A 25,277-nucleotide genomic window follows, 5' to 3' on the forward strand; every position below is an offset into this window, starting at 1 on the left:
GCGTAACGATCAGTAGACAAGCCCCGCATCCACCAACAATTTCTCCAATGCCAACAAATCCGGCACCTTCGCCACCTGCTCCCCGACCTGCACCGCCGCCTGCTCCAGCGCACACAGCGGCACGTCGACGTAACTCAACTGACTGTCGAGCTTGTAGGAGCGCGGAATCCCCTGCACCAGCAGCGCAATGAACTTCAATTCCGGCAAACCGCCGAGGGCATTGAGGATGACGATCCGCGCCCGTTCGCCGATGACGGTCTTGTTGCCGCACGCCGACTCGAAACTCAGCAGCGGAATCTGCCGCTCGCGCCAGGTCACCCGCCCCAGATACCACGGCGGCGTATCGAGGTCGAAGGCGCTGGACTGGTAGTCGATCAGTTCGGCAACGGCGACGTTGGGCAGAATCAGGTTGCGATCCGCCAACGGCAACAGCAGCCCGGTGAGTTGGCTGGTGCGTTGGTTGTGCCGGCGTTCATGCATGTTTTTTGCTCCACAGGGCGATGCTTTCGAGCAGCACCGATTCCTGGTACGGCTTGCCGAGGTAATCGTTGACGCCAATGGCCATCGCGCGGTCGCGGTGTTTCTGCCCGGTGCGCGAGGTGATCATGATGATCGGCAGGTGTTGCAGGCGCTCGTCGTGGCGCACCTGGGTCGCCACTTCGAAGCCGTCCATGCGCGGCATTTCGATGTCGAGCAGCATCAGGTCCGGCATGTGTTCTTCCAGCAGCAGCATCGCATCGACCCCATCCTTGGCCGTCAGCACGTTCATGCCATGGCGTTCGAGCAGGCGGCTGGTGACCTTGCGCACCGTGACCGAGTCGTCGACCACCATCACCAGCAACGGCTTGTGCGGTTCGCTCTCGATTTCGTGACTGGCCGGACTCTGCGGCAACCTTGCCTGCATCGCGCGGATTGGCGCCAGCAGGTCGAGAATCAGCACCACCCGGCCATCACCGAGGATCGTCGCCCCGGACACGCCCTGCACCGACGCGAACTGCGGGCCGAGGCTCTTGACCACGATCTCGCGGGTGCCGGCCATCGTGTCGACCTGCACCGCGATGTGCCGGTCGTTGCACTGCACCAGCAAGACCGGCACCGGCAGGCTCTGGCCGGACAGTTTCGGCCGTGGCGCGGTTTTCAGCAGCTCGCCCAGGTAGCACAGTTCATAACGCTGACCGCCGTATTGATAACTCGGCGGGTCGAGACGGAAATGCCCGTCCAGTTCATTCGGCAGCACGCGGACGATGCCGTCGATGGTGTTCAACGGAATCGCGTACTGATCCTCACCACACTGCACCATCAGCGCACGGTTGACCGACACGGTGAACGGCAGGCGAATGCGAAAGTGCACGCCCTGCCCCGGCACCGAATCGATGCTCATGGTCCCGCCCAGTTGCCGGACTTCTTCGTGCACCACGTCCATGCCCACGCCACGCCCGGAAATCTGGGTGATTTTCTCGGCGGTGGAAAATCCCGGCTGGAGGATGAACTGCAACACTTCGCGGTCGCTGATGTCGGCGTCCGGCGCCAGCAGCCCACGCTTGATCGCCTTGCGCCGCACGGCATCCAGTGGCACGCCGGCGCCATCGTCGCGGATGTCGAACACGATGTCGCCGCCCTCGCGTGACAGGTCGAGGCTGATCTGCCCCTGCGCCGGTTTGCCCGCCGCCAGCCGGACTTCGGCGGACTCCAGGCCATGGTCGACGGCATTGCGCAGCATGTGTTCCAGCGGTGCCGCCATGCGTTCGAGGACGTTGCGGTCCATCTCGCCTTCGGCGTTGCCGACGGTGAACGCCACGTCCTTGCCCAGTTCCTCGGCGACCTGCCGGACGATGCGCTTCAGACGCGGCAACATGCGCTCGAACGGCACCATGCGCGTACGCATCAGGCCTTCCTGCAACTCGGTGTTGATCCGCCCCTGCTGCTGCAACAGGTTCTCGGCGTCGTGGGTGCGCCGGTCGAGGGTTTCCTTCAGGTCCAGCAAGTCGGAAGCGGATTCGAACAGCGCCCGTGACAGTTGCTGCAGCTGTGAATGGCGGTCCATTTCCAGTGGGTCGAAATCTTCGTAGCCGAGGCGTTCAGCGTCCACTTGCTGGCGGCTGAGGATCCGCCCCTGGGTTTCGGTGTCGAGCCGGCGCAACTGGTCGCGCATGCGCTCGATGGTGGTTTCCATCTCATGCAGGGCGGTCTGCGCATCGTTGACTTGCTGTTCGATCCGTCCACGGAAGATCGAGGTTTCACCGGCGAGGTTGACCAGCTCGTCGAGCAGTTCGGCGGAAACCTTGACCATGTCCGCCCCGGCCTCGGGGACCGGGGCCGCAGGCTCGGTCTTGACCGCAACCGGCGGTACGGGCGCCGGGCTTTGCACGACCACCGGGTGACTGAAACTCTGGATCGCGCTGATCAGTCGGTCCGCCGGTGGACACGGCTGGCCGGCGCGTACCGCGTCGAGCATCTGCGCCAACCGGTCATGACCGCGCTGCAACAGCGCAGACAGTTCGGCGCTGCCCTGCAGGGTGCCGGCGAACAGGCTTTCGTAAAGGTTTTCCAGCTCATGGGCGAGATCGCCGATCGGGCCGATTTCCACCATCCGCGCGCCGCCCTTGAGGGTGTGCAGGTCGCGCAACAGGGTTTCCACTTCGTGGCGATTGCCGGGCTCGGCCTGCCAGCGCAGCAACGCGGCGCCGGAGTTTTCGATGATGTCGAAACCTTCTTCAAGGAAGATTTCCAGCAGTTCCGGATCGTGTCCTGAGCCGTCCTGCGTGACGGAGGCTGACGACGTTTCGGGCTGGGCGCTCGGGCCGTGACGGAAGCGCCGGATCGCCTCGATCAGGTCCTGCGCCGGATCCAGCGGCTGATGCCGGTGCAACTGTTCGAGGAACTGCGCCAGACGTTCGTGGCTCTGGCGCAGCAATCGGTCCAGGGCTTCGCTGTGACTGTAACGACGATCCACCAGCCCTTGGTAAAGGCCTTCCAGCTCGTGGGCCAGATCGCCGACCGCCGCCACCTCGGCCATCCGTGCGCCGCCCTTGAGCGTGTGCAAATCCCGTTGCAGCGACGACAGCGGTGCGCCGTTCTCCGGGTCCTTCAGCCAGCGCTGCAAGGCTTGCCCGGCGCTGTCGAGAATGTCCACTGCCTCTTCGAGGAAGATCTCGACGATCTCGTCGTCCGGCCCGCTGTCGACGCTGTGTTGTTGCAGTTCGGCGGTGGCGCTGCCCAGTTCGCGGATGCTCGGGGTGCGACTGCCGTCGCTGCGGATCAGGCCCATGGCCGACGGATCGAGGCTCTCGTCGAGCAGTTCGTGCAAGGCGCGGATGCGCTGCGGTTGCGGGGTGATTTCCTGGCCGGCGGCCAGTTCGTCGAGCATGTTGATCAGTGCTTCGTGGGCCTGCTGCGCTTCATGGAAAAACCGCTCGCTGACCGCCAGGCTGCTTTCTTCGACGGCACCGTAGAGATCGAGCAAGGCTTCACACAGCACATCCATCGGCAGCAAGTCCGCCAGGTGCGCGCCCTCGCCCAGCGTGGTCAGTTCATCCAGCAGCGCGCTGAGCTCCTGACGTTCGCCGGGGTGCTGCTGCCAGCGCCGCAAGAGGCTTTCGGCGTCGAGCAGGATGTCCATGCCCTGGGCCAGGAAGTTGTTGATCAGTTGCGGATCACGCTTGACCCGCAAGGCGCTGCTCGGGGCGCTGAGGATCGACTCCAGACGCTGGCCGAGCAGGGTTTCGGTGCGTTTGATCAGCGCTTGCGCACCGACGATCGGTGCCAGCGGATCGTGTTTGAGCTGGCGCAGACCGACGCGGAACAGGCCCTCGGCTTCGAGCAGCAGTTCCACTTCGTCCAGGTCCAGCGCCAATTGGTGGGCCTTGAATTCCCGGGCCAGTTTATCGAGCGGCGCCGCCAGTTCGGCAATCGGCGAAACCCCCGCCATTGATGCGCTGCCCTTGAGGGTGTGCAGCGCGCGCTGCAACTCGTCGCTGGCCTGCAACGGCACATGCTCGGCGGCCTGATCGAGAAAACGGTTGAGGCTGGCGAGGTGGTTTTCGGCTTCGTTGCGAAAGATCTCCAGCAACAGCGGATCGAGGGCTGCAACGTCTTCCACGTCTTCAGCCGGCAGCGGCGTGTCGCCCTTAGCCAGCGCGTGGGCGCGGGCCGCCAGTTGATCGACATCATGGCGCTGACGCTGGCCGTTGGTGGCGAATTCGGTGATCAGGTCCGGCAACAGCAGCAGCGTGTCGGCGAGCAACTGGCGCACTGCCGGGCCGGGTTCGACGCTGTGTTCCAGCACGCGGTTGAGCAGGTTTTCCACCGCCCAGGCCAGCTCACCAAGAACCAGCGCGCGCACCATCCGGCCGCTGCCCTTGAGCGTATGAAAACCGCGGCGCAACTCACTGAGGGCGGAGCGGTCAGCAGGATCGGCAGACCAGCGCGGCAAGTATTCGCCCAGTACCTCGAGCACTTCCCCGGTCTCTTCGAGGAACACTTCGCGCAGCTCGTCGTCCACCGGTTCTTCATCGGCCGGTGGCGGCAGCAGACTGCCCGGCGTGGTCAGCGCCGGCGGGTTGACCGCCGACACCGGGCTGGCGAGCACTTCGGCCAGAGACTGCACAATCTCCGGGTCGTCCAGTTCCTGCAAATCCTGCATCACCAGCGCTTCGCTGGGGCTGAGCACATCCTCGAGCACCGGCACATGCGGCTCACCGGGCTGTTCGTCAGGAAAGAAACCGAGACTGGCGAGGCTTTTCTGCGCAATATCCAGCAAGTGCTCGCTTGGTGCCTGCGGGTCATCCGTCAGGCGTTCGAGGTAATACTCGATACTGGTGATGGCGTCGGCGAGGCTGTCGAGTTGCTGCCAGCCCGGTTCGTGAGGGTCGAGCAACAAATGCTCGCGGATGAACCCGTTGCAGGCTTCGAGCAGACTTGCCGCCCGCGCCAGCGGAATCATCGCCAGTGCGCCGCGCACCTGGGTCAGCAGCGCCGGCAGGCTTTGCAGTTGCTGGCGATCCCAGTCGGCGTCGATGTAATCGACGATCATGTCCTTGGCCTGTTGCAGGCAGATACGCGCTTCTTTGATCACGATCTGATGGATCTGCGTCAGGTCGGTGGTCGGCAGCCGCGAATCATCCGGGCTTTCCGGCTCCACCGTGCCAACCATCCCGGCCAGCGTCGCTTCGACGTAGAGCAAGGCGCCGGCGACGTCCATCAGCGTGGCGTCATTCGGTTCGCGCTGACCCTGCGCGAGGCTGAGCACCACCGCCAGTTGATCGATGATCACCTTGCGCGGCTGGCCGAAACCGAGCACCGCCAGGGTGTCGGCGATCTGCCGCAACGGCGCCAGCAGGCTGTCCAGATCCGAAGCGTGCTGGCGGTCACTGCGTACGAACAGGTCGAGGCGTTCCTTGACCCGCACCAGCTCTTCGCACAGCGCCGCGAGCACCGAGCGCATGGCATCGCGGTCGGGGCCGGCCAGGCGCGTGCGTTCTTCGTCGACCATCGCGCTGTCGGGCAGCGCGTCGTCCAGGGAGTAGCGATCTTTCATGGTCAGCATCTGCCCGGTGGGATGTTCGGCTTTGGCGATATAAAACAGCAGGCTTTTCAGCAATTCAGGCGGTGGCGGCTGGTTGAGGCCGGGCATGCCCTGTTCAAGCAGGCGCTTGAGTTCCTTGTCGGCGTCCTTGAACAGGCTGCGCAGGGCCGGGCTGTTGGCGATCCGCCCTTCGCGCATGCCCTCGACCAGCGCCGAAGCGATTTGCCACAAAGGGCTCAGCGGCGAATGACCACTGAGCGCTTCAAGCCGGGTAAACACCTTGGCCAGATAGCCGAGATGCGTCTGGTCATCCTGTTCGCGGAGCAATCCGACCAGCGCCATTTGCAGCATCTGGCGCAATTTGCGCAGTACATTGGGCAGCTCTGCCGGCTCCAGCAGGGCCAGCGCTTCCGGGCTCAGGGGCGACAGCTCGGGCAACTGCGGGCTGAACAGGCTGGTTTCCGACAACAGGCTTTCGCCACGGGCGCTGCGCAAGTCGTTGATCAGCGGCAGCACCACCAACGGCAGGTCACGGCGGGCGCCCTGGACGCGATCGAGGTAGATCGGCAATTGGCCCAGCGCCTGCAACAGCAAGTGCAGCGCTTCGTCGCGATGGCTGACGCGGTCGTTCTGCAACGCTTGGACCAGGTGCTCCATCTCTTCGGCCAGCAGCGCCGCGCCGTAGAACTCGACCATCTGCAGGCTGCCGTGGACCTGATGGATGCAGGCCAGGCATTCGTCCAGCCCGGGCACGGACTGCGGATCGTCGAGCACGGCTTCGATGGCCTGATGCGCCTGTTTCAGCGTCTCGGCTATTTCACCCTTGACCCATTCGAGGGCCACGTAGTCGTGCCGGTCACCCATAACCACTCCGCTCGACATTGCCTCGCCCGCAGGCCTCACGCCTTGTTCGCGACGGGCGCAGGCGCCGCCGGCAAGGTGAACCCGGACACCGAGCGACGCAACTGGCTGGCCATTTTCGCCAGGTTGCCGATGCTCTCGGCGGTGGCCGTGGAACCGGACGAGGTCTGCGAGGTGATCTGCTGGATCACGTTCATCGTCAGGGAAATCTGCCCGGCCGAAGACGTCTGCTGCTGCGCCGCGTTGGAAATGCTCTGGATCAACGCCGCCAGGGTCTTGGACACGCCTTCGATTTCTTCCAGGGCCACACCGGCATCCTGCGCCAGCCGCGCGCCACGCACCACTTCGGTGGTGGTCTGCTCCATGGAAATCACGGCTTCGTTGGTGTCGTTCTGGATCGCCCGCACCAGCGTCTCGATCTGCCGCGTCGCAGCGGACGAGCGCTCGGCCAGCCGCTGCACTTCGTCGGCGACCACGGCGAAACCGCGTCCGGCATCACCGGCCATCGATGCCTGAATCGCCGCGTTGAGGGCGAGGATATTGGTCTGGTCGGCAATGTCGTCGATCAGGCTGACGATGTCGCCGATTTCCTGGGACGACTCGCCCAGGCGCTTGATGCGCTTGGCGGTGTCCTGAATCTGTTCGCGGATGTTGTCCATGCCATGGATGGTGTTGTGCACCACCTCGTTGCCCTTGTTGGCAATTTCCACCGAACGCTCGGCCACCGCCGAGGATTCGGCAGCGTTGGCCGAGACCTGATCGATGGACTGGGCCATGTCACTGATCGCGGTCGAGGCTTCGGAAATCTGCTGGGCCTGATGCTCCGAGGCCTGGGCCAGGTGCACGGCGGTGGCCTGGGTTTCCTGCACCGCAGCGGCGACCTGGCCGGCGGTGAGGTTGATGGTGGCGACCAGATCGCGCAACTGGTCGACGGAATAGTTGATCGAGTCGGCGATGGTCCCGGTGAAGTCTTCGGTCACCGAAGCCGTCACGGTCAGGTCGCCGTCGGCGAGGTCTTCGATCTCGTCGAGCAGGCGCATGATCGCGTTCTGGTTGCGCTCGTTTTTCTCGGCGGTCTCGCGCAGCTGACGGTTGGTTTCCCGGACCATGACCATGCCGATCAGGATGATCGAGGCCAGCGCCAGCAAGCCCAGCACATAGCCGCCGATGGTGTCGGTGTTGCGCCCGCCGGCGAGGTTCTCGAAACGGCTGGCCAGGTGCGAGGCTTCGTCAAGCAGGGTCTGCGACAGGCTGAAGATATTGGTGGCCGACTCACGGACCTTGAACAGTTCCGGCGAGGTTTCGAGGATTTCATCCACCGAGCCGGACACGAACTGGAACAGCTCGGAAATGTCGCTCAAACGTGCACGGGCATCGCGGTCTTCGACCTGGCTGACTTTCAGCGCCGGGTTGCCCTGCAACATGCCGTTGAGCACCTGGCCGAAGCGCGCGGCATCGCGACCGAACGCGTCGGCGGCCTGCTGTGAGTTTTCATCGCCCGAGAGCACGGTGTTCACCGCGCCGAGAATCCGCTCGGCCAGCAGCGACTGACGCTGGGCCATCGCCACTTGCGAGGCGGGGGCACCGCGTTGCAGGAGGATTTCCACGACTTTTTCGTATTCGATCTGCAATTGCGGCACGGTTTCGGCCAGGGTCGCGGCCACCTGATGCAGAGACAGCACGGTCTGCTCGCTGGAGAGAATCGCGTCGGTGTTTTTCAGCAGGCGTTCCCAGTCCAGCTGCACGGCGCGCATTTCCGGACGCACGACGGACGGCGCCGGCGGCAGGCCGGTGCTCGGGTCGCCCTTCTTGAGGTATCCCCAGCGCTGGGCAAAATCGTTGCGCGCATCGCTGAGCAGCTTGAACGCGGCGGCCTTGCCGGCGGCGGCCTCGGTGGCGTTCTTGGCGATCCGCTGCGACAGCACCCGCAGCTCGCCGGCGTGGCCGATGTACTGCTTGTCGTAGTTGGCCTGGGTGTTGAGGTAAGCGAAGTTGGCGAACAGCAGCATGATGAACACGATCAGTGCGATGAACAGCACGATGATCTGCGAGCGGCTGCGCGAGCCTTCTGCGGGCTTGCCTGTTTTTGCTTTGATCATCGGTCCTCGCCTGTTAAACCGCGACGTGCATGAAACTCGGTGACTGCGCCAACGCAAACAGGCTGAACACCCGCCAGTTCTGCTCGCGCCGGAAATAGCCTTTGATGAACTCGCCCTTGGAGCCTTGCCGTTTACTGATCGAGACAGATTCGAAACTGTCCTGCTCGAAGTGCTGCAAGCCGAAGACTTCATCGACCAGCAACCCGGCGAACACGTCCTGATGCTCTACCACCAATACCCGCCGCTGCTTGCGCATCGGTGACAGCTCATGGCCGAAAAAACCGCACAGGTCCATGACCGGCAGCAGCCGTCCGCGCAGATTGGCCACGCCCTTGACCCATGGCTTGACGCCCGGCAACTGGGTGACCCGCAGCTCGGGCAGCACTTCACTGACTTCGCCCATCGGCGTGACATACCAATGCTCGCCCAGACGAAAGCCGATGCCGCTCCAGCGATCCTGGCGCGCCGGTTGCGACGGCAGGTCCGCCGCCAGCAGGCGACAGCGCTGGTCGATCTGCCACAACAGTTCGAACGCGGTCAGCGACTCGCTCATGGCAGCGCGATCAACCGGCCAGCACGTTGTTCAGGGTCTTGATCAGCGTGTCTTCGTCAACCGGCTTGGTCAGGTAGTCCCTGGCGCCCTGGCGGGTGCCCCAGACCTTGTCGGTCTCCTGATCCTTGGTAGTGATGATGATCACCGGGATGTGGCTGGTTTCCGCATCCTTGGTCAACTGACGGGTGGCCTGGAAGCCGTTGAGGCCGGGCATGACGATGTCCATCAGCACCGCATCGGGTTTCTCCTGGCGGGCCAGGGCCACGCCGTCGGCGCCGTTTTCGGCTTTCAGCACTTCGTGCCCGTGCTTTTCCAGCATGCCGGTGAGTTTGTACATTTCGGTCGGCGAATCATCGACGATCAGGATACGTGCCATGGTCTTCCCCATTTTTCTTGTCGACACCGGGCCCGCTGGCCGAGCGTCTCTGTGCGTGTCTTACTGCGGCAAAGCGGCAGCGAAGCCCGGAACATGGGCCGAAATCGCGTCGAGCAGTTCTTCCTTGCTGAAAGGTTTGGTCAAAAATTGATCGGAACCGACAATCCGCCCCTTGGCCTTGTCGAACAGCCCGTCCCGGGACGACAGCATGATCACCGGCGTGCCCTTGAACGCGTTGTTGTTCTTGATTAAAGCGCAGGTCTGATAACCATCCAGACGCGGCATCATGATGTCGACGAAGATGATCCCGGGATGGTGGTCGGCGATCTTCGCCAGGGCGTCAAAACCGTCGACCGCGGTGATGACTTCGCACCCTGCATTTTTCAACAGGGTCTCGGCGGTGCGACGAATCGTTTTCGAGTCGTCGATCACCATGACCTTCAAGGCGCTGGACTGCTGTTCCATAAGGGGGCTCTACCGTCGCCTTTGCGAATCAATTTGTCCGTTTTGCGATGACTGATGGCTGGAAACCCTTGATGCTCAAGGGCAGGGGGCGTTCTCAGCTGGTTTCCCCTCCGCGCCGGGTCTGCTGTTGTGCAGGGCAAGGCGCGAGAAGCGTGGTTTGGTCGTTCCAAATAAGCTTCGAGCAACGCAGCCCTGCACAACAGCAGGCCCGGCCCTTCGGGTTGTGCCTAAAAACGGCCCAGGCTGCGTTGCAGGCCTTGGAAAGGGAATAACCATTCCCTGCGGCCCGCGCCTTGCCTGGGCCGTTTTTAGGCGACAACGCGGAGGGGAAACCAACTGAGAACGCCCCCTGGCACGATGGGAGCCTTTTTAGCACAGTCTCCAGACGCAATCTATCGACGGGTTTTTCCTTGACCGAAAACCCGCCCGGCGCCACTCTGGCGGCACTTTTTTCATACCGATCCGGTAGCCAATTTTCGAGGAAAACCCAATGAGCGTTCGCGTCGGGATTGTCATGGACCCTATCGCCAGCATTTCCTATAAAAAGGATAGCTCGCTGGCCATGCTGCTGGCGGCGCAGAAGCGCGGCTGGGAACTGTTCTATATGGAACAGAAAGACCTTTATCAGGGCGAAGGCCAGGCCCGAGCGCGGATGAAGCCGCTGAAAGTCTTCGCCAATCCGGAAAAATGGTTCGAACTGGGCACCGAACAGGATTCGCTGCTCAGCGACCTGAATGTGATTCTGATGCGCAAGGATCCGCCGTTCGACATGGAGTTCGTCTACTCCACCTACCTGCTCGAACAGGCCGAGTCCGCCGGCGTACTGGTGGTCAACAAGCCGCAGAGCCTGCGCGACTGCAACGAAAAACTGTTCGCCACGCTGTTCCCGCAGTGCACGCCACCGACCGTGGTCAGCCGTCGCGCCGACGTGTTGCGTGAATTCGCCGCCAAACATGGCGACGTGATCCTCAAGCCGCTGGACGGCATGGGCGGTACTTCGATCTTCCGCCACCGCGCCGGCGACCCGAACCTGTCGGTGATCCTGGAAACCCTGACCGCCCTCGGCGCCCAGCAGATCATGGGCCAGGCCTACCTGCCGGCGATCAAGGACGGCGACAAGCGCATCCTGATGATCGACGGCGAGCCGGTGGATTACTGCCTGGCACGGATTCCGGCCCAGGGCGAAACCCGTGGCAACCTCGCCGCCGGCGGCCGTGGCGAAGCCCGTCCGTTGACCGACAAGGATCGCTGGATCGCCGCCCAGGTCGGCCCGACCTTGCGCGCGAAGGGCCTGCTGTTCGTCGGCCTGGACGTGATCGGTGAGCACCTGACCGAAATCAACGTCACCAGCCCGACCTGCATCCGCGAAATCGACAATGCCTTCGGCACCGACATCGGCGGGATGCTGATGGATGCGATCGAGAAAAAGCTGCAAGCTTGATGTGCATCACATGCAGCCTGTCGCTTGATGCTTGAAGCCCAAGGCGCAAAACCAACATTGCGTTATCATGCGCAGCCTCTGAAAAACGCGATGTTGGTTTTCTTGTCATGACACTTCCGTCCGATCTGCCCGTTGAACTCGCCCATCGCGGCGTGCGCCCGGTCGATCGCCTCGGATTTACCCTGTTTCTCGCGGCGCTGATCCATTTGGCGCTGCTGCTCGGCGTGGGTTTCACCATGGTCGAGCCCAAGCAGATCAGCAAAACCCTGGAAATCACCCTCGCCACCTTCAAGAGCGAAAAGAAGCCGGCGAAGGCCGATTTCCTCGCCCAGGAAAACCAGGAAGGCAGCGGCACCCTCGACAAGAAAGCGATCCCCAAGACCACCGAGGTCGCGCCGTTCCAGGCAAACGAGGTCAAGAAAGTCACCCCACCACCGGCCGCCAAGCCGCAAGTGCAGGACGCTGCGCCCAAGGCGGCCGTGACCACCGTCGCGCCGAAACCGAAAAAGGCGCCGACCAAGAAAGAAGAAGCCAAGACCGAGATCAAACCCACGGTCGATGCGCCGACTTTCGACAGCTCGCAGCTCTCCAGCGATATCGCCAGCCTCGAAGCCGAACTGGCCAACGAACAACAGCTGTACGCCAAGCGCCCGCGCATCCACCGCCTCAGCGCCGCGTCGACCATGCGCGACAAGGGCGCCTGGTACAAGGACGAATGGCGCAAGAAAGTCGAGCGCATCGGCAACCTCAATTACCCCGACGAAGCCCGGCGCAAGCAGATCTACGGCAATCTGCGCCTGATGGTGTCGATCAACCGCGACGGTTCGCTGTACGAAGTGCTGGTGCTGGAGTCCTCCGGCCAGCCGCTGCTGGATCAGGCGGCGCAGCGCATCGTGCGGCTGGCGGCACCGTTTGCACCGTTTACCGGGGACCTGTCGGACATCGACCGGCTGGAAATCATCCGCACCTGGAAATTTGCCCGGGGCGACCGGCTGTCCAGTAACTGAGCCGATCTTTTGCCCGCTCCAGCTTGTCAGTTCGCCCCCCGAACGCCACACTAGCGCACATGAAAAACGTCAGCCCCAGCTACCTCAAGCATCACTTCCTGATCGCCATGCCACACATGGCCGACCCGAACTTTGCCCACACCTTGACCTACATCGTCGAGCACACGGCCAATGGGGCCATGGGGCTGGTGGTCAACCGACCGCAAGAGCTGAATCTGGCCGACATCCTCGAACAATTGCGCCCGGACATCGATCCGCCAGCGCTGTGCCAGCATGTGCCGATCTTCATCGGCGGCCCGGTGCAGACTGATCGCGGTTTTGTCCTGCACCCGGCGGGCAAGACGTTCCAGGCCACCGTCGAGCTGGAGGGCGATCTGGCCCTGTCGACCTCGCAGGACGTGCTGTTCGCCATCGCCGACGGCGTGGGCCCGGCCAAAAGCGTCATCACCCTCGGTTATGCCGGCTGGGAAGCGGGACAACTGGAAGCCGAGCTGGCCGACAATGCCTGGCTGACCTGCCCGTACGACGCCGACATCCTGTTCAACACCCGCAGCGAACTGCGCCTGGAAGCGGCGGCCAGGCACCTGGGGATCAACCTCAGCCTGCTGACCAGCCAGGCAGGACACGCCTGATGGCCCTGCGCCTGATCCTCGGCTTCGACTACGGCACCAAACAGATCGGCGTGGCGGTCGGCCAGGTGATTACCGGCCAGGCCCGCGAACTGTGCACCTTGAAGGCGCAAAACGGTGTGCCGGACTGGAATCAGGTCGAAGCCCTGATAAAGGAATGGAAACCCGACGCCGTGGTGGTCGGCCTGCCGCTGAACATGGACGGCACCCCAAGCGAGATGTGCGCCCGCGCCGAGAAATTCGCCCGCCGTCTCAACGGCCGCTTCAACCTGCCTTTCTATACCCACGACGAACGCCTGACGACCTTCGAAGCCAAGGGCGAGCGACTGGTGCGCGGCGGACAGAAAGGCAGCTACCGCGACAACCCGGTGGACGCAATCGCCGCCGCCCTGCTGCTGCAAGGCTGGCTCGACGAAAACACCGCACTATTTGAATCCTGACAAGCGCTACGGCGCTTTTCTTTTGGTTACAACCCGAGCCCTGGTTCGCGAGAACCGGCTCGACCCCGAGAAGGAGCAACCATGAGCCTGCCCAATCCCGCCGATCTGATCAGCCAGATGGCGACCCGCCTCAAGGCGCACCTTGCCCAGCGTGGTATCAGCGAACCGCGTTACATCGGCATCCGCACCGGCGGCGTCTGGGTCGCCCAGGCCCTGCTCAAAGCGCTGGGCAGCGATGCGCCATTGGGCACGCTGGATGTTTCCTTCTACCGCGACGACTTCAGCCAGAACGGCCTGCACCCGCAAGTGCGCCCGTCCGCCCTGCCCTTCGAAATCGAAGGCCAGCATCTGGTGCTGATCGACGACGTACTGATGAGCGGCCGGACCATCCGCGCCGCCATGAACGAACTGTTCGACTACGGCCGCCCGGCCAGCGTGACGCTGGTCTGCCTGCTGGACCTGGACGCCGGCGAACTGCCGATCCGCCCGAACGTGGTCGGCGCGACCCTGTCGCTGGCCGCCCACGAGCGGGTCAAGCTGTCCGGCCCGGAGCTGGCCCTCGAACTGCAAGACCTTGCCCTTTAATCCGCCCTATTGAGAGTCCCCCTCGCGATGACGCCTCTAGATACCAAGCGCCCGCTGCAGCTCAATGATCAGGGCCAGCTGCGCCACTTCCTCTCGCTCGACGGCCTGCGCCGCGAGTTGCTGACGGAAATCCTCGACACCGCCGACTCGTTCCTCGAAGTCGGTGCCCGGGCCGTGAAAAAGGTCCCGTTGCTGCGCGGCAAGACCGTGTGCAACGTGTTCTTCGAAAACTCGACCCGCACCCGCACCACCTTCGAACTGGCGGCCCAGCGGCTGTCGGCGGACGTGATCACCCTGAACGTGTCGACCTCGTCGGCCAGCAAGGGCGAAACCCTGCTCGACACCCTGCGCAACCTCGAAGCCATGGCCGCCGACATGTTCGTCGTGCGCCACGGTGACTCGGGCGCGGCGCACTTCATTGCCGAACATGTCTGCCCGCAGGTGGCGATCATCAATGGCGGCGACGGCCGGCACGCCCACCCGACCCAGGGCATGCTCGACATGCTGACCATCCGCCGTCACAAGGGCGGTTTCGAGAACCTCTCGGTGGCCATCGTCGGCGACATCCTGCACTCGCGGGTGGCGCGCTCGAACATGCTGGCGTTGAAGACCCTCGGCTGCCCGGACATCCGCGTGATCGCGCCGAAAACCCTGCTGCCGATCGGCATCGAGCAGTACGGCGTGAAGGTCTACACCGACATGACCGAAGGCCTGAAAGACGTCGACGTGGTGATCATGCTGCGCCTGCAGCGTGAGCGCATGACCGGCGGCCTGCTGCCGAGCGAAGGCGAGTTCTACCGCCTGTTCGGCCTGACCACCGCGCGCCTGGCCGGCGCCAAGCCCGATTGCATCGTCATGCACCCGGGGCCGATCAACCGTGGCGTGGAGATCGAGTCGGCGGTGGCCGACGGCCCGCACTCGGTGATCCTCAATCAAGTCACCTACGGCATCGCGATCCGTATGGCCGTGCTGTCCATGGCCATGAGCGGTCAGACTGCCCAGCGCCAATTCGAGCAGGAGAACGCCCAGTGAAGCTCAGCATTCTCGGCGCCCGCGTCATCGATCCAAGCAGCGGCCTGGATCAAGTCACCGATATTCACGTTGAAGCCTGCAAGATCGTCGCTCTCGGCGCTGCACCGGCCGGTTTCATCGCCGTCGAAACCATCGACGCCCAAGGCCTGGTCGCCGCTCCAGGTCTCGTAGACCTGAACGTTGCCCTGCGCGAACCGGGCTACAGCCGCAAAGGCACCATCGCCAGCGAAACCCGCGCCGCAGCGGCCGGTGGCGTGACCAGCCTGTGCTGCCCGCCGAAGACCAAACCGGTGCTCGACACCTCCGCCGTGGCCGAGCTGATCCTCGACCGCGCCCGCGAGGCCGGCAACACCAAGGTGTTCCCGATCGGCGCGCTGAGCAAAGGCCTGGATGGCGAACAGCTTGCAGAACTGGTTGCCCTGCGTGACGCCGGTTGCGTAGCGTTCGGCAACGGCCTCGAAAGCTTCCGCAACACCCGCACCCTGTGCCGGGCGCTGGATTACGCGGCGACCTTCGACCTGACGGTGATTTTCAACTCGCAGGATCACGACCTGGCCGACGGCGGCCTGGCCCACGAAGGCGCCACCGCCAGTTTCCTCGGCCTGCCGGGCATCCCGGAAACCGCTGAAACCGTGGCCCTGGCCCGGGATCTGCTGCTGGTCGAGCAGACCGGCGTGCGCGCACACTTCAGCCAGCTGACCAGTGCTCGCGGCGTGGCCCTGATTGCCCAGGCCCAGGCTCGTGGTTTGAAGGTCACGGCGGATGTCGCCCTGTATCAGCTGATCCTGACGGACGAAGCGCTGATCGACTTCAGCAGCCTATACCACGTGCAACCGCCGCTGCGTACCCGCGCGGATCGCGATGGTCTGCGTGAAGCGGTGAAGTCCGGGGTGGTCTCGGCGATCTCCAGCCATCACCAGCCCCATGAGCGCGATGCCAAACTGGCACCATTCGGCGCCACCGAGCCCGGCATCAGCAGCGTCGAACTGCTGCTGCCGCTGGCGATGACGCTGGTCGAAGATGGTCTGCTGGACCTGCCGACCCTGCTGGCCCGCCTGAGCGCCGGCCCGGCCGAGGCCCTGCGCCTGCCGGCGGGCAAACTGGCGGTGGGTGGCGCGGCGGATATCGTGCTGTTCGATCCGAAGGCTTCGACCGTTGCCGGCGAAACCTGGCTGTCGAAGGGCGAGAACTGCCCGTTCCTCGGCCATAGCCTGCCGGGTGTGGTGCGTTACACGCTGGTGGATGGCCGAATCAGCCATCAGGCGTAAAAAAATGGCGAGGGAGCCTGCTCCCTCGCCATCACTTACTGAAAGGCGCCCCGCCCTTCGGCATTACGCACCGACACCTGATCGTTCAGCGTCCAGAAGTCATACAGCACCCCCAGAAAGAACAACCCACCGGTCAGCAGGTACACGACCCCGCTGATCCATTTGCCCTGATACATCCGGTGTACGCCGAGCGCGCCGAGGAAGGTCAGCAGAATCCACGCCACGTTGTATTCGATAGGGCCCGCCGCGAAACGCAGGTCGGCTTCGCGATCCATTGCCGGGATCAGGAACAGGTCGATCAGCCAGCCGATCCCCAGCAACCCGAAGGTGAAAAACCAGATCGTGCCGGTCACCGGCTTGCCGTAATAGAAGCGGTGAGAGCCTGTGAAACCGAAAATCCACAACAGGTAACCGATCACCTTGCTGTGGGTGTCTTTTTCCTTCACACGGGGCAGCTGATAGCTGTTCATTAAGACCTCGATACTCGCGATAGATAAATATTCTTTAATTCTTTGTGACTTTTTTACAGGTAGCCGACGTATGGCAAATGCTACCGTGTGTCCCGTCAAAGCCTTATAACACCGGACGTCTGTCCGACAATGGCGTCTTTTTGCCGCTTATTGGGTTCCGTTGGCGTCCGAATGAATCGACCAACGGCCTCGGAAGTGACAAAAAAGCTGTTATAAAGTTGCGCGCTAACACACCAAGAGCCCTGCCTAATGCGTCCATTTTTCAAGACATGGCTAACCATTTGCCTATTAATGCCACTGGCCGCCCACGCCACCAATCGTGAGCAACGTCTTCCCAACGTTAACGGTTTCACCCCCAAATCCCATGCCTCTGCTCCTTCGAACAAAGGCAAACAGGTCAAACACACCACGCTGAGCAGCACCGGCCGCAGCAAGCTGGTACCACCGATGGCGACCAAGGAAAGCAGCAATGTCCTGAGTCGCGCGGTAAACGTCCTCGGTACGCCATACCGTTGGGGCGGCAGCAGCCCAAGTAAAGGCTTCGATTGCAGCGGTCTGGTGAAATACGCGTTCAACGACGCCACGTTCGACCTGCCACGCACCTCGAACGCCATGGCCAGCGGTCACGGCGAGAAAGTCGAACGCAAGGACCTGAAACCGGGCGACCTGATTTTCTTCAACATCAAGAGCCGTCGGGTCAATCACGTTGCCATCTACCTGGGCAACGACCGCTTCATCCATGCGCCACGGCGCGGCAAGTCGGTGAGCATCGACACACTGAACAAGCCGTACTGGCAAAAACACTACGTGGTAGCCAAACGCGTATTGCCGAAAGAACAGGGGCAGATGCGCGTCGTTCAGCGCTGATTGCTCAGGCAAAAAAAATCGCAGCCCACGGGCTGCGATTTTTTTTGCCTAGAAGTTATCCGGCGTACGCGCCTTCTCACGTGCATGTTCGCGGCTGATCAAGCCTTTGGTCACCAGATCCTTCAGGCACATGTCGAGTGTCTGCATTCCCAGCGAGCCGCCGGTCTGTATCGCCGAATACATCTGCGCCACCTTGTCCTCGCGGATCAGGTTACGGATCGCCGACGTGCCCAGCATGATCTCGTGCGCCGCCACTCGGCCGCCGCCGATCTTCTTGATCAGCGTCTGCGACACCACGGCCAGCAATGACTCCGAGAGCATCGAACGCACCATGGACTTCTCATCGCCGGGAAACACGTCCACCACCCGGTCGATGGTCTTGGCGGCCGAAGTCGTGTGCAAGGTGCCGAACACCAGGTGTCCGGTCTCGGCCGCGGTCAGCGCCAGGCGGATGGTTTCCAGATCGCGCATCTCGCCCACCAGGATCACATCCGGGTCTTCGCGCAGTGCCGAGCGCAACGCGGTGGCGAAACTGCGGGTATCGCGGTGGACTTCACGCTGATTGATCAGGCATTTGCGCGATTCGTGGACGAATTCGATCGGGTCTTCGATGGTCAGGATGTGGTGATGACGATGGGTGTTGAGGTAGTCGATCATCGCCGCCAGTGTCGTCGACTTGCCGGAGCCGGTCGGCCCGGTCACCAGCACCAGTCCGCGCGGCGCATCGGTGATCTTGCGAAAGACGTCGCCCATGGCCAGGTCTTCCATGGTCAGCACTTTTGACGGGATGGTCCGGAACACCGCCCCGGCGCCACGGTTCTGGTTGAACGCGTTGACCCGAAAGCGCGCCACGCCGGGGACGTCGAAGGAAAAGTCGGTTTCCAGATGTTTCTCGAAGTCCACCCGCTGGGTGTCGTTCATGATGTCGTAGATCAGCTCGTGCACTTGCTTGTGATCGAGCGCCGGCAGATTGATCCGCCGCACATCGCCATCCACGCGGATCATCGGCGGCAGCCCGGCCGACAGGTGCAGGTCGGAAGCCCCCTGTTTGGCGCTGAAGGCCAGCAGTTCAGTGATATCCATAGCGTCCCTCAATTCCAGTAGAATGCCGCGAACCTTCAGACCGCTGGCGCCTCTTGATGTCCACGATAGCAGACAACATTCTCCACGTTAGTTCGCGCATCCAGGCAGCGACCAAAGCCGCCGGACGCGATGAAAACAGCGTCCAGCTGCTGGCCGTGAGCAAGACCAAACCGGCCGAAGCCCTGCGCGAAGCGTACGCCGCCGGCCTGCGTGATTTCGGCGAGAACTATCTGCAGGAAGCGTTGGGCAAACAGCTCGAACTGGCCGATCTGCCCTTGATCTGGCACTTCATCGGCCCCATTCAGTCGAACAAGACCCGCTCGATTGCCGAGCATTTCGCCTGGGTGCACTCCGTGGATCGTCTGAAAATCGCCCAACGCCTGTCCGAACAACGCCCGGCGGATCTGCCGCCACTGAACATCTGCATTCAGGTCAACGTCAGCGGTGAAGCCAGCAAGTCCGGCTGCACCCCGCAGGACCTGCCGGCCCTGGCCCAGGCCATCAGCGCCCTGCCGCGCCTGAAACTGCGCGGGTTGATGGCGATTCCCGAGCCGACTGATGATCGCGCCGAGCAGGACGCGGCATTCGCCGCCGTTCAGAAGCTGCAAGCCAGCCTCGATCTGCCGCTCGACACACTTTCCATGGGCATGAGCCATGACCTCGAGTCGGCCATTGCCCAGGGCGCGACCTGGGTCCGTATCGGTACGGCCCTGTTCGGCGCCCGCGACTATTCCCATTCTTGAACATTTCCAGATAAGGACCTGACATGAGCAACACACGTATTGCCTTTATCGGTGCCGGCAACATGGCCGCCAGCCTGATCGGCGGCCTGCGGGCCAAGGGTCTGGAAGCTGCACACATCCGCGCCAGCGATCCGGGTGAAGAAACCCGCGCCAAAGTCAGCGCCGAACACGGCATCGAAACCTTCGCCGACAACGCTCAGGCCATCGACGGCGCTGACGTGGTGGTACTGGCGGTCAAGCCACAAGCCATGAAGCTTGTGTGCGAAGCGATTCGCCCGAGCCTGAAACCGAATCAACTGGTGGTCTCGATCGCCGCCGGCATCACCTGCGCCAGCATGACTGCCTGGCTGGGTGAGCAGCCGATCGTGCGCTGCATGCCGAACACCCCGGCACTGCTGCGTCAGGGCGTGAGCGGCCTGTACGCCACCGGCGCCGTGAGCGCCGAACAACGCCAACAGGCTGAAGAACTGCTGTCCGCCGTGGGCATCGCCCTGTGGCTGAACGAAGAGCAGCAACTGGACGCGGTCACCGCTGTCTCCGGCTCTGGCCCGGCGTACTTCTTCCTGCTGATCGAAGCCATGACCGCCGCCGGCGTCAAACTCGGCCTGCCCAAGGAAACCGCCGAGCAACTGACCTTGCAGACCGCGCTGGGCGCCGCGCACATGGCGGTGTCCAGTGACGTCGACGCCGCGGAACTGCGCCGCCGCGTGACCTCGCCGGCCGGCACCACGGAAGCTGCGATCACATCGTTCCAGGCCGGTGGCTTCGAAGCCCTGGTGGAAAAAGCACTCGGCGCCGCCGCGCACCGCTCGGCCGAAATGGCCGAACAACTGGGCAAATAAGGAGCCTTACATGATTGGATTGAACACCGCAGCGGTCTACGTGCTGCAAACCCTCGGCAGCCTGTACCTGCTGATCGTGCTGCTGCGCTTCGTCCTGCAACTGGTACGGGCAAACTTCTACAACCCGCTGTGCCAGTTTGTGGTCAAGGCCACCCAGCCGCTGCTCAAGCCACTGCGCCGGATCATCCCGAGCCTGTTCGGCCTCGACATGTCGTCGCTGGTACTGGCGATCCTCGTGCAACTGGCGCTGATGGCGCTGACCCTGCTGCTGACCTACGGCACCACCGGCAACCCGCTGCAACTGTTGATCTGGTCGCTGATCGGCGTGACGGCGCTGTTCCTGAAGATTTTCTTCTGGGCCATGATCATCAGCATCATCCTGTCCTGGGTCGCACCGGGCAGCCACAATCCGGGCGCCGAGCTGGTAAACCAGATCTGTGAACCGGCGCTGGCGCCGTTCCGCCGCATCGTGCCGAATCTCGGCGGTCTCGACCTGTCGCCGATCTTCGCCTTCCTCGTGCTGAAGCTGATCGACATGCTGGTGATCAATAACCTTGCGGCGATGACGATGATGCCGGAAATCCTGCGCCTGCTGATGTGAGCTGGTTTCGCTGGGACGGTGACGACCTGATTCTGGAGTGTCACCTGCAACCGGCCGCCCGCAGCGACGATTTCTGCGGGCTGCACGGTGATCGCCTGAAAATCCGCCTGACCGCGCCGCCGGTCGAGGGCAAGGCCAATGCGTACCTGATGGGGTTTCTGGCCAAGGCTTTTGGGGTCTCCAAGAGTCAGGTCAGCCTGATCGGCGGCGAGTTGAACCGGCAGAAGCGAGTGCGCATCAGCGCACCGAAAAAGCTGCCGGATCTGCCGGGGCTCTGCCGCCCCTGATCGTTGCTTGCCGCTAACCCCACCGGTCTTTAGACTTACGCCTCATTTCAACGAGAGCAGGGTCGATGCCAGCTGCCTTTCCCCCCGATTCTGTTGGTCTGGTGACGCCGCAAACGGCGCACTTCAGCGATCCGCTGGCCCTGGCCTGCGGCCGTTCGCTGGCCGCTTATGACCTGATCTACGAAACCTACGGCACGCTGAACGCGCAAGCGAGCAACGCCGTGTTGATTTGCCACGCCCTGTCCGGCCACCACCACGCCGCCGGCTACCACAGCGTCGACGACCGCAAACCCGGTTGGTGGGACAGCTGCATCGGTCCCGGCAAACCGATCGACACCAACAAGTTCTTCGTGGTCAGCCTGAACAACCTCGGCGGTTGTAACGGCTCCACCGGCCCGAGCAGCCTCAACCCGGAAACCGGCAAGCCGTTCGGCGCCGACTTCCCGGTACTGACCGTGGAAGACTGGGTACACAGCCAGGCACGCCTGGCCGACCGGCTCGGCATCGGCCAGTGGGCCGCGGTGATCGGCGGCAGCCTCGGCGGCATGCAGGCGCTGCAATGGACCATCACGTATCCGGATCGCGTGCGCCACTGCCTGGCCATCGCCTCGGCCCCCAAGCTGTCGGCGCAGAACATCGCCTTCAACGAAGTGGCGCGCCAGGCGATCCTCACCGACCCGGAATTCCACGGCGGCTCGTTCCAGGAACACGGTGTGATCCCCAAGCGCGGCCTGATGCTGGCGCGGATGGTCGGGCACATCACCTACCTGTCCGACGACTCCATGGGCGAGAAATTCGGCCGTGGCCTGAAGAGCGAAAAGCTCAACTACGACTTCCACAGTGTCGAGTTCCAGGTCGAAAGCTACCTGCGTTATCAGGGCGAAGAGTTCTCCGGGCGGTTCGATGCCAACACCTATCTGTTGATGACCAAGGCGCTGGACTACTTCGATCCGGCGGCGAACTTCAACGATGACCTGGCGAAAACCTTCGAAGGTGCGAAAGCCAAATTCTGCGTGATGTCGTTCACCACCGACTGGCGCTTCTCCCCGGCCCGCTCGCGGGAACTGGTGGACGCGCTGATGGCCGCGCGCAAGGACGTCAGCTACCTGGAGATCGACGCGCCACAGGGCCACGACGCCTTCCTGATTCCGATCCCGCGTTATTTGCAGGCGTTCGGCAATTACATGAACCGCATTACGTTGTGAGAAAGCCATGAGAGCTGATCTGGAAATCATCCAGGAATGGATCCCCGCCGGCAGCCGCGTGCTCGACCTCGGCTGCGGTGACGGCGAGTTGCTGACCTGGCTGCGCGACCACAAGCAGGTCACCGGCTACGGCCTGGAAAACGACCCGGACAACATCGCCGAGTGCGTGGCCAAGGGCATCAACGTCATCGAGCAGGACCTGGACAAGGGCCTGGGCAACTTCGCCAGCAACAGCTTCGACATCGTGGTGATGACCCAGGCCCTGCAGGCCGTGCATTACCCGGACAAGATCCTCGACGAAATGCTGCGGGTCGGGCGCCAGTGCATCATCACCTTCCCTAACTTCGGTCACTGGCGCTGCCGCTGGTACCTGGCGAGCAAGGGCCGGATGCCGGTGTCGGAATTTCTGCCGTACACCTGGTACAACACGCCGAACATTCACTTCTGCACCTTCGAAGACTTTGAAGAACTTTGTCGCGAACGTGAGGCGAAGGTCATTGATCGGCTTGCCGTGGATCAACAGCACCGCCACGGGTGGGCCAGTAAGCTATGGCCTAATCTGTTAGGTGAGATCGGTATCTACCGCGTCAGCAGCCCGGGGCTTGCGGATCACAGAATCGCGGTCTGAACCACGACATTGCGAGGAGAACGAACATGGGACGCTTGATTACCGCGCTATTGGCCACCTGCCTGAGCCTGTCGGCCGTGGCCGCCGATGCCATCAAGAGCGAACGCAAGGAAGTGTTCGGTGATGTCACCGTGCATTACAACACCTTCAACTCCACCTTCCTGACGCCGGACATCGCCAAGGCTGCCGAGTTGATCCGCAGCAAGAACCAGGGCGTGATCAATGTCTCGGTGATCAAGGACGGCAAGCCGCTGATCGCCCAGGTCACCGGCACCGTCAAGGACCTGACCAGCCAGAGCGTGCCGCTGACTTTCCGCCAGATCACCGAACAGGGCGCGATCTACTACATCGCCCAGTACCCGGTGGAGCAGCAGGAAACCCGCACCTTTGAAATCAAGGTGCAGACCGGCGACAAGATCAACACCCTCAATTTCAACCAAGAGCTTTTCCCTGGCCAATGATCAATCTCAAGCAACTCGTACTGGCCAGCCATAACGCCGGCAAACTCAAGGAACTCCAGGCCATGCTCGGCGAGTCGGTGCAATTGCGCTCGATCGGCGAGTTCAGCAGCGTGGAGCCGGAAGAAACCGGCCTGTCGTTCGTCGAGAACGCGATACTCAAGGCGCGCAATGCCGCGCGCATTTCCGGTCTGCCGGCGCTGGCCGACGACTCGGGTCTGGCGGTGGACTGCCTCGGCGGTGCGCCGGGCATCTACTCGGCGCGCTACGCCGACGGCAAGGGCGACGCGGCGAACAATGCCAAATTGCTCGACGCCTTGAAGGATGTACCGGAAGCCGAGCGCGGCGCGCAGTTCGTCTGCGTGCTGGCGCTGGTGCGTCACGCCGACGATCCACTGCCGATCCTGTGCGAAGGCCTGTGGCACGGGCGCATCCTGACCGCTGCCAGCGGTGAACACGGTTTCGGCTACGACCCATTGTTCTGGGTGCCGGAGCGTAACGTGTCCAGCGCCGAGCTGAGCCCGAGCGACAAGAACCAGATCAGCCACCGCGCCCGTGCAATGGATCTGCTGCGCCAGCGTCTGGGCTTGAAATGACCGACAGCTCCTGCGCGTCGTCGCTGATCATCGGCGGCGCCGCCCCTTCGCCTCGGGCGCCGCTGCCGACGCTGCCGCCCCTGGCGCTGTACATCCACATCCCGTGGTGTGTGCGCAAATGCCCGTATTGCGACTTCAACTCCCACACCGCCAGCCCGGTGCTGCCGGAGCAGGAATACGTCGACGCGATGCTGGCCGACCTCGATCAGGATCTGCACGCGGTGTATGGCCGTGAGTTGAGTTCGATCTTCTTTGGCGGCGGCACGCCGAGCCTGTTCAGCGCCGAAGCGCTGGGCCGCTTGCTGGAAGGCGTGAAACGGCGCATCCCGTTTGCCGATGACATCGAAATCACTCTGGAAGCCAACCCCGGGACCTTCGAACAAGAGAAGTTCGTCGCCTACCGCAAACTGGGGATCAATCGCCTGTCGATCGGTATCCAGAGCTTCCAGCAGGAAAAACTCGAGGCCCTCGGCCGCATCCACAACGGCGACGAAGCCGTGCGCGCAGCCGGCATGGCGCGTCAGGCCGGGTTCGATAACTTCAACCTCGATTTGATGCACGGCCTGCCGGACCAATCGCTGAACGATGCGCTGAGCGATCTGCGCCAGGCGATCGAACTGAAGCCGACGCACATTTCCTGGTATCAGCTGACGCTGGAGCCGAACACCGTGTTCTGGAACCAGCCGCCGGTGCTGCCGGAAGACGACACCCTGTGGGATATTCAGGAGGCCGGACAGGCACTGCTGGCCGAACACGGTTACGCGCAGTACGAAGTCTCCGCCTACGCCCAACCGGGTCGCCCGGCGAGGCATAACCTCAATTACTGGAGTTTCGGCGACTTCATCGGCATCGGCGCCGGCGCCCACGGCAAACTCAGCCATCCGGACGGGCGCATCGTGCGCACCTGGAAGACGCGCCTGCCGAAGGACTACCTCAACCCGGCCAAAAGTTTCCAGGCCGGCGAGAAAGCCCTGACCAATGACGAAATGCCGTTCGAATTCCTGATGAACGCCCTGCGCCTGACCGCCGGCGTCGAATCGCGCCTGTACCCGGAGCGCACCGGCCTGCCGCTGGAGAGCCTCGACGAACACCGGCGCGAGGCCGAACAAAGCGGTCTGTTGCAGGTCGAACCGTCACGTCTGGCGGCCACCGAGCGCGGACAACTGTTCCTCAACGACTTGCTGCAGAAATTTCTGAGCTGACCGCTCTTAAGGAAA

General features: G+C 63.0%; 25 protein-coding genes. 17 read left to right on the forward strand and 8 right to left on the reverse strand.

Annotated features, from left to right (window positions below; genetic code table 11):
* Positions 1-9: 9 nt before the first annotated feature.
* From ACKJSM_RS03650 to pilG, 6 genes are read right to left on the reverse strand one after another with little or no spacing between them, the layout of a single operon-like run.
* The gene (locus ACKJSM_RS03650; protein WP_410236643.1) at positions 10-480 is read right to left on the reverse strand and encodes a chemotaxis protein CheW; all 471 of its coding nucleotides are present in this window, start codon (positions 478-480) and stop codon (positions 10-12) included.
* Positions 473-6,388: an Hpt domain-containing protein gene (locus ACKJSM_RS03655; RefSeq protein WP_410236644.1), complete on the reverse strand. Its 5,916-nt coding sequence runs from the start codon at positions 6,386-6,388 to the stop codon at positions 473-475. Before ACKJSM_RS03655 ends, ACKJSM_RS03650 begins: the two co-directional genes overlap by 8 nt.
* A gap of 35 nt (positions 6,389-6,423) precedes the next feature.
* Positions 6,424-8,484, reverse strand: coding sequence for a methyl-accepting chemotaxis protein (locus ACKJSM_RS03660; protein ID WP_410236645.1), 2,061 nt, complete (start codon positions 8,482-8,484; stop codon positions 6,424-6,426).
* 13 nt (positions 8,485-8,497) lie between these two features.
* Positions 8,498-9,037 carry a chemotaxis protein CheW gene (locus ACKJSM_RS03665; RefSeq protein ID WP_007953327.1) on the reverse strand — a complete coding sequence of 180 codons (540 nt, stop codon included), beginning with the start codon at positions 9,035-9,037 and terminating at the stop codon, positions 8,498-8,500.
* A 10-nt stretch (positions 9,038-9,047) separates the two neighbouring features.
* On the reverse strand, positions 9,048-9,413 hold the full coding sequence (gene pilH / locus ACKJSM_RS03670; RefSeq protein ID WP_011336365.1) for a twitching motility response regulator PilH: 366 nt from the start codon (positions 9,411-9,413) through the stop codon (positions 9,048-9,050).
* 60 nt (positions 9,414-9,473) lie between these two features.
* Positions 9,474-9,878, reverse strand: a complete 405-nt coding sequence (gene pilG / locus ACKJSM_RS03675; protein WP_410236646.1) for a twitching motility response regulator PilG — start codon at positions 9,876-9,878, stop codon at positions 9,474-9,476.
* A gap of 490 nt (positions 9,879-10,368) precedes the next feature.
* Between pilG and gshB the strand changes: the two genes are divergently transcribed.
* The 7 genes from gshB (at position 10,369) to ACKJSM_RS03710 (ending at position 16,280) form a co-directional block, all read left to right on the forward strand.
* Positions 10,369-11,319, forward strand: a complete 951-nt coding sequence (gene gshB / locus ACKJSM_RS03680; protein ID WP_410236647.1) for a glutathione synthase — start codon at positions 10,369-10,371, stop codon at positions 11,317-11,319.
* A gap of 107 nt (positions 11,320-11,426) precedes the next feature.
* Positions 11,427-12,326 (forward strand): energy transducer TonB, encoded by a 900-nt coding sequence (locus tag ACKJSM_RS03685; protein ID WP_236178831.1) that lies wholly within the window; start codon positions 11,427-11,429, stop codon positions 12,324-12,326.
* 59 nt (positions 12,327-12,385) lie between these two features.
* Entirely contained in the window at positions 12,386-12,958 is a 573-nt protein-coding gene (locus ACKJSM_RS03690) for a YqgE/AlgH family protein (protein ID WP_410236648.1), read from the forward strand.
* Positions 12,958-13,395 carry a Holliday junction resolvase RuvX gene (gene ruvX, locus ACKJSM_RS03695; RefSeq protein ID WP_007953334.1) on the forward strand — a complete coding sequence of 146 codons (438 nt, stop codon included), beginning with the start codon at positions 12,958-12,960 and terminating at the stop codon, positions 13,393-13,395. Before ACKJSM_RS03690 ends, ruvX begins: the two co-directional genes overlap by 1 nt.
* 81 nt (positions 13,396-13,476) lie before the next feature.
* The gene (gene pyrR / locus ACKJSM_RS03700) at positions 13,477-13,980 is read left to right on the forward strand and encodes a bifunctional pyr operon transcriptional regulator/uracil phosphoribosyltransferase PyrR (protein ID WP_410236649.1); all 504 of its coding nucleotides are present in this window, start codon (positions 13,477-13,479) and stop codon (positions 13,978-13,980) included.
* Between the two features lie 27 nt (positions 13,981-14,007).
* Positions 14,008-15,012 (forward strand): aspartate carbamoyltransferase catalytic subunit, encoded by a 1,005-nt coding sequence (locus tag ACKJSM_RS03705; RefSeq protein WP_007913665.1) that lies wholly within the window; start codon positions 14,008-14,010, stop codon positions 15,010-15,012.
* Entirely contained in the window at positions 15,009-16,280 is a 1,272-nt protein-coding gene (locus ACKJSM_RS03710; protein WP_410236650.1) for a dihydroorotase, read from the forward strand. The genes ACKJSM_RS03705 and ACKJSM_RS03710 overlap by 4 nt, the downstream gene beginning before the upstream one ends.
* A 35-nt stretch (positions 16,281-16,315) precedes the next feature.
* Here ACKJSM_RS03710 and ACKJSM_RS03715 read toward each other — a convergent pair whose 3' ends face one another.
* On the reverse strand, positions 16,316-16,750 hold the full coding sequence (locus ACKJSM_RS03715) for an NINE protein (RefSeq protein WP_236178827.1): 435 nt from the start codon (positions 16,748-16,750) through the stop codon (positions 16,316-16,318).
* A 249-nt stretch (positions 16,751-16,999) separates the two neighbouring features.
* Here ACKJSM_RS03715 and ACKJSM_RS03720 point away from each other — a divergent pair, with 249 nt between their 5' ends.
* Positions 17,000-17,617: a C40 family peptidase gene (locus ACKJSM_RS03720; RefSeq protein WP_410236651.1), complete on the forward strand. Its 618-nt coding sequence runs from the start codon at positions 17,000-17,002 to the stop codon at positions 17,615-17,617.
* Positions 17,618-17,665: 48 nt separating this feature from the next.
* On the opposite strand, the gene ACKJSM_RS03725 is transcribed toward ACKJSM_RS03720, so the two are convergent.
* Positions 17,666-18,700: a type IV pilus twitching motility protein PilT gene (locus ACKJSM_RS03725; protein WP_236178825.1), complete on the reverse strand. Its 1,035-nt coding sequence runs from the start codon at positions 18,698-18,700 to the stop codon at positions 17,666-17,668.
* 56 nt (positions 18,701-18,756) lie between these two features.
* Between ACKJSM_RS03725 and ACKJSM_RS03730 the strand changes: the two genes are divergently transcribed.
* The 9 genes from ACKJSM_RS03730 (at position 18,757) to hemW (ending at position 25,262) form a co-directional block, all read left to right on the forward strand.
* Positions 18,757-19,443, forward strand: coding sequence for a YggS family pyridoxal phosphate-dependent enzyme (locus ACKJSM_RS03730; RefSeq protein WP_410236652.1), 687 nt, complete (start codon positions 18,757-18,759; stop codon positions 19,441-19,443).
* A gap of 23 nt (positions 19,444-19,466) precedes the next feature.
* Entirely contained in the window at positions 19,467-20,285 is an 819-nt protein-coding gene (gene proC / locus ACKJSM_RS03735; RefSeq protein ID WP_410236653.1) for a pyrroline-5-carboxylate reductase, read from the forward strand.
* 10 nt (positions 20,286-20,295) lie between these two features.
* A complete protein-coding gene (locus ACKJSM_RS03740; RefSeq protein ID WP_085646972.1) occupies positions 20,296-20,886 on the forward strand; it encodes a YggT family protein in 591 nt (196 codons plus the stop codon).
* Positions 20,883-21,173 (forward strand): DUF167 domain-containing protein, encoded by a 291-nt coding sequence (locus ACKJSM_RS03745; protein ID WP_207984225.1) that lies wholly within the window; start codon positions 20,883-20,885, stop codon positions 21,171-21,173. The genes ACKJSM_RS03740 and ACKJSM_RS03745 overlap by 4 nt, the downstream gene beginning before the upstream one ends.
* Before the next feature lie 65 nt (positions 21,174-21,238).
* On the forward strand, positions 21,239-22,378 hold the full coding sequence (locus tag ACKJSM_RS03750) for a homoserine O-acetyltransferase (RefSeq protein ID WP_410236654.1): 1,140 nt from the start codon (positions 21,239-21,241) through the stop codon (positions 22,376-22,378).
* Between the two features lie 7 nt (positions 22,379-22,385).
* Entirely contained in the window at positions 22,386-23,006 is a 621-nt protein-coding gene (metW, locus tag ACKJSM_RS03755; RefSeq protein ID WP_011336377.1) for a methionine biosynthesis protein MetW, read from the forward strand.
* 26 nt (positions 23,007-23,032) lie between these two features.
* Positions 23,033-23,467: a DUF4426 domain-containing protein gene (locus ACKJSM_RS03760; RefSeq protein ID WP_236178821.1), complete on the forward strand. Its 435-nt coding sequence runs from the start codon at positions 23,033-23,035 to the stop codon at positions 23,465-23,467.
* The gene (rdgB, locus tag ACKJSM_RS03765; RefSeq protein WP_410236655.1) at positions 23,464-24,060 is read left to right on the forward strand and encodes an RdgB/HAM1 family non-canonical purine NTP pyrophosphatase; all 597 of its coding nucleotides are present in this window, start codon (positions 23,464-23,466) and stop codon (positions 24,058-24,060) included. Before ACKJSM_RS03760 ends, rdgB begins: the two co-directional genes overlap by 4 nt.
* The gene (hemW, locus tag ACKJSM_RS03770; protein ID WP_410236656.1) at positions 24,057-25,262 is read left to right on the forward strand and encodes a radical SAM family heme chaperone HemW; all 1,206 of its coding nucleotides are present in this window, start codon (positions 24,057-24,059) and stop codon (positions 25,260-25,262) included. Before rdgB ends, hemW begins: the two co-directional genes overlap by 4 nt.
* The last annotated feature ends 15 nt before the right edge of the window (positions 25,263-25,277 follow it).

This window comes from Pseudomonas sp. PHC1, assembly GCF_046487845.1.
Lineage (GTDB): Bacteria > Pseudomonadota > Gammaproteobacteria > Pseudomonadales > Pseudomonadaceae > Aquipseudomonas > Aquipseudomonas sputi.

Bases quoted from the DNA above. Each gene is read 5' to 3' on its own strand.
- ACKJSM_RS03650 (WP_410236643.1), bottom strand. From the start codon at position 480: ATGCATGAACGCCGGCACAACCAACGCACCAGCCAACTCACCGGGCTG.
- ACKJSM_RS03655 (WP_410236644.1), bottom strand. From the start codon at position 6,388: ATGGGTGACCGGCACGACTACGTGGCCCTCGAATGGGTCAAGGGTGAA.
- ACKJSM_RS03660 (WP_410236645.1), bottom strand. From the start codon at position 8,484: ATGATCAAAGCAAAAACAGGCAAGCCCGCAGAAGGCTCGCGCAGCCGC.
- ACKJSM_RS03665 (WP_007953327.1), bottom strand. From the start codon at position 9,037: ATGAGCGAGTCGCTGACCGCGTTCGAACTGTTGTGGCAGATCGACCAG.
- pilH (WP_011336365.1), bottom strand. From the start codon at position 9,413: ATGGCACGTATCCTGATCGTCGATGATTCGCCGACCGAAATGTACAAA.
- pilG (WP_410236646.1), bottom strand. From the start codon at position 9,878: ATGGAACAGCAGTCCAGCGCCTTGAAGGTCATGGTGATCGACGACTCG.
- gshB (WP_410236647.1), top strand. From the start codon at position 10,369: ATGAGCGTTCGCGTCGGGATTGTCATGGACCCTATCGCCAGCATTTCC.
- ACKJSM_RS03685 (WP_236178831.1), top strand. From the start codon at position 11,427: ATGACACTTCCGTCCGATCTGCCCGTTGAACTCGCCCATCGCGGCGTG.
- ACKJSM_RS03690 (WP_410236648.1), top strand. From the start codon at position 12,386: ATGAAAAACGTCAGCCCCAGCTACCTCAAGCATCACTTCCTGATCGCC.
- ruvX (WP_007953334.1), top strand. From the start codon at position 12,958: ATGGCCCTGCGCCTGATCCTCGGCTTCGACTACGGCACCAAACAGATC.
- pyrR (WP_410236649.1), top strand. From the start codon at position 13,477: ATGAGCCTGCCCAATCCCGCCGATCTGATCAGCCAGATGGCGACCCGC.
- ACKJSM_RS03705 (WP_007913665.1), top strand. From the start codon at position 14,008: ATGACGCCTCTAGATACCAAGCGCCCGCTGCAGCTCAATGATCAGGGC.
- ACKJSM_RS03715 (WP_236178827.1), bottom strand. From the start codon at position 16,750: ATGAACAGCTATCAGCTGCCCCGTGTGAAGGAAAAAGACACCCACAGC.
- ACKJSM_RS03720 (WP_410236651.1), top strand. From the start codon at position 17,000: ATGCGTCCATTTTTCAAGACATGGCTAACCATTTGCCTATTAATGCCA.
- ACKJSM_RS03725 (WP_236178825.1), bottom strand. From the start codon at position 18,700: ATGGATATCACTGAACTGCTGGCCTTCAGCGCCAAACAGGGGGCTTCC.
- ACKJSM_RS03730 (WP_410236652.1), top strand. From the start codon at position 18,757: ATGTCCACGATAGCAGACAACATTCTCCACGTTAGTTCGCGCATCCAG.
- proC (WP_410236653.1), top strand. From the start codon at position 19,467: ATGAGCAACACACGTATTGCCTTTATCGGTGCCGGCAACATGGCCGCC.
- ACKJSM_RS03740 (WP_085646972.1), top strand. From the start codon at position 20,296: ATGATTGGATTGAACACCGCAGCGGTCTACGTGCTGCAAACCCTCGGC.
- ACKJSM_RS03750 (WP_410236654.1), top strand. From the start codon at position 21,239: ATGCCAGCTGCCTTTCCCCCCGATTCTGTTGGTCTGGTGACGCCGCAA.
- metW (WP_011336377.1), top strand. From the start codon at position 22,386: ATGAGAGCTGATCTGGAAATCATCCAGGAATGGATCCCCGCCGGCAGC.
- ACKJSM_RS03760 (WP_236178821.1), top strand. From the start codon at position 23,033: ATGGGACGCTTGATTACCGCGCTATTGGCCACCTGCCTGAGCCTGTCG.
- rdgB (WP_410236655.1), top strand. From the start codon at position 23,464: ATGATCAATCTCAAGCAACTCGTACTGGCCAGCCATAACGCCGGCAAA.
- hemW (WP_410236656.1), top strand. From the start codon at position 24,057: ATGACCGACAGCTCCTGCGCGTCGTCGCTGATCATCGGCGGCGCCGCC.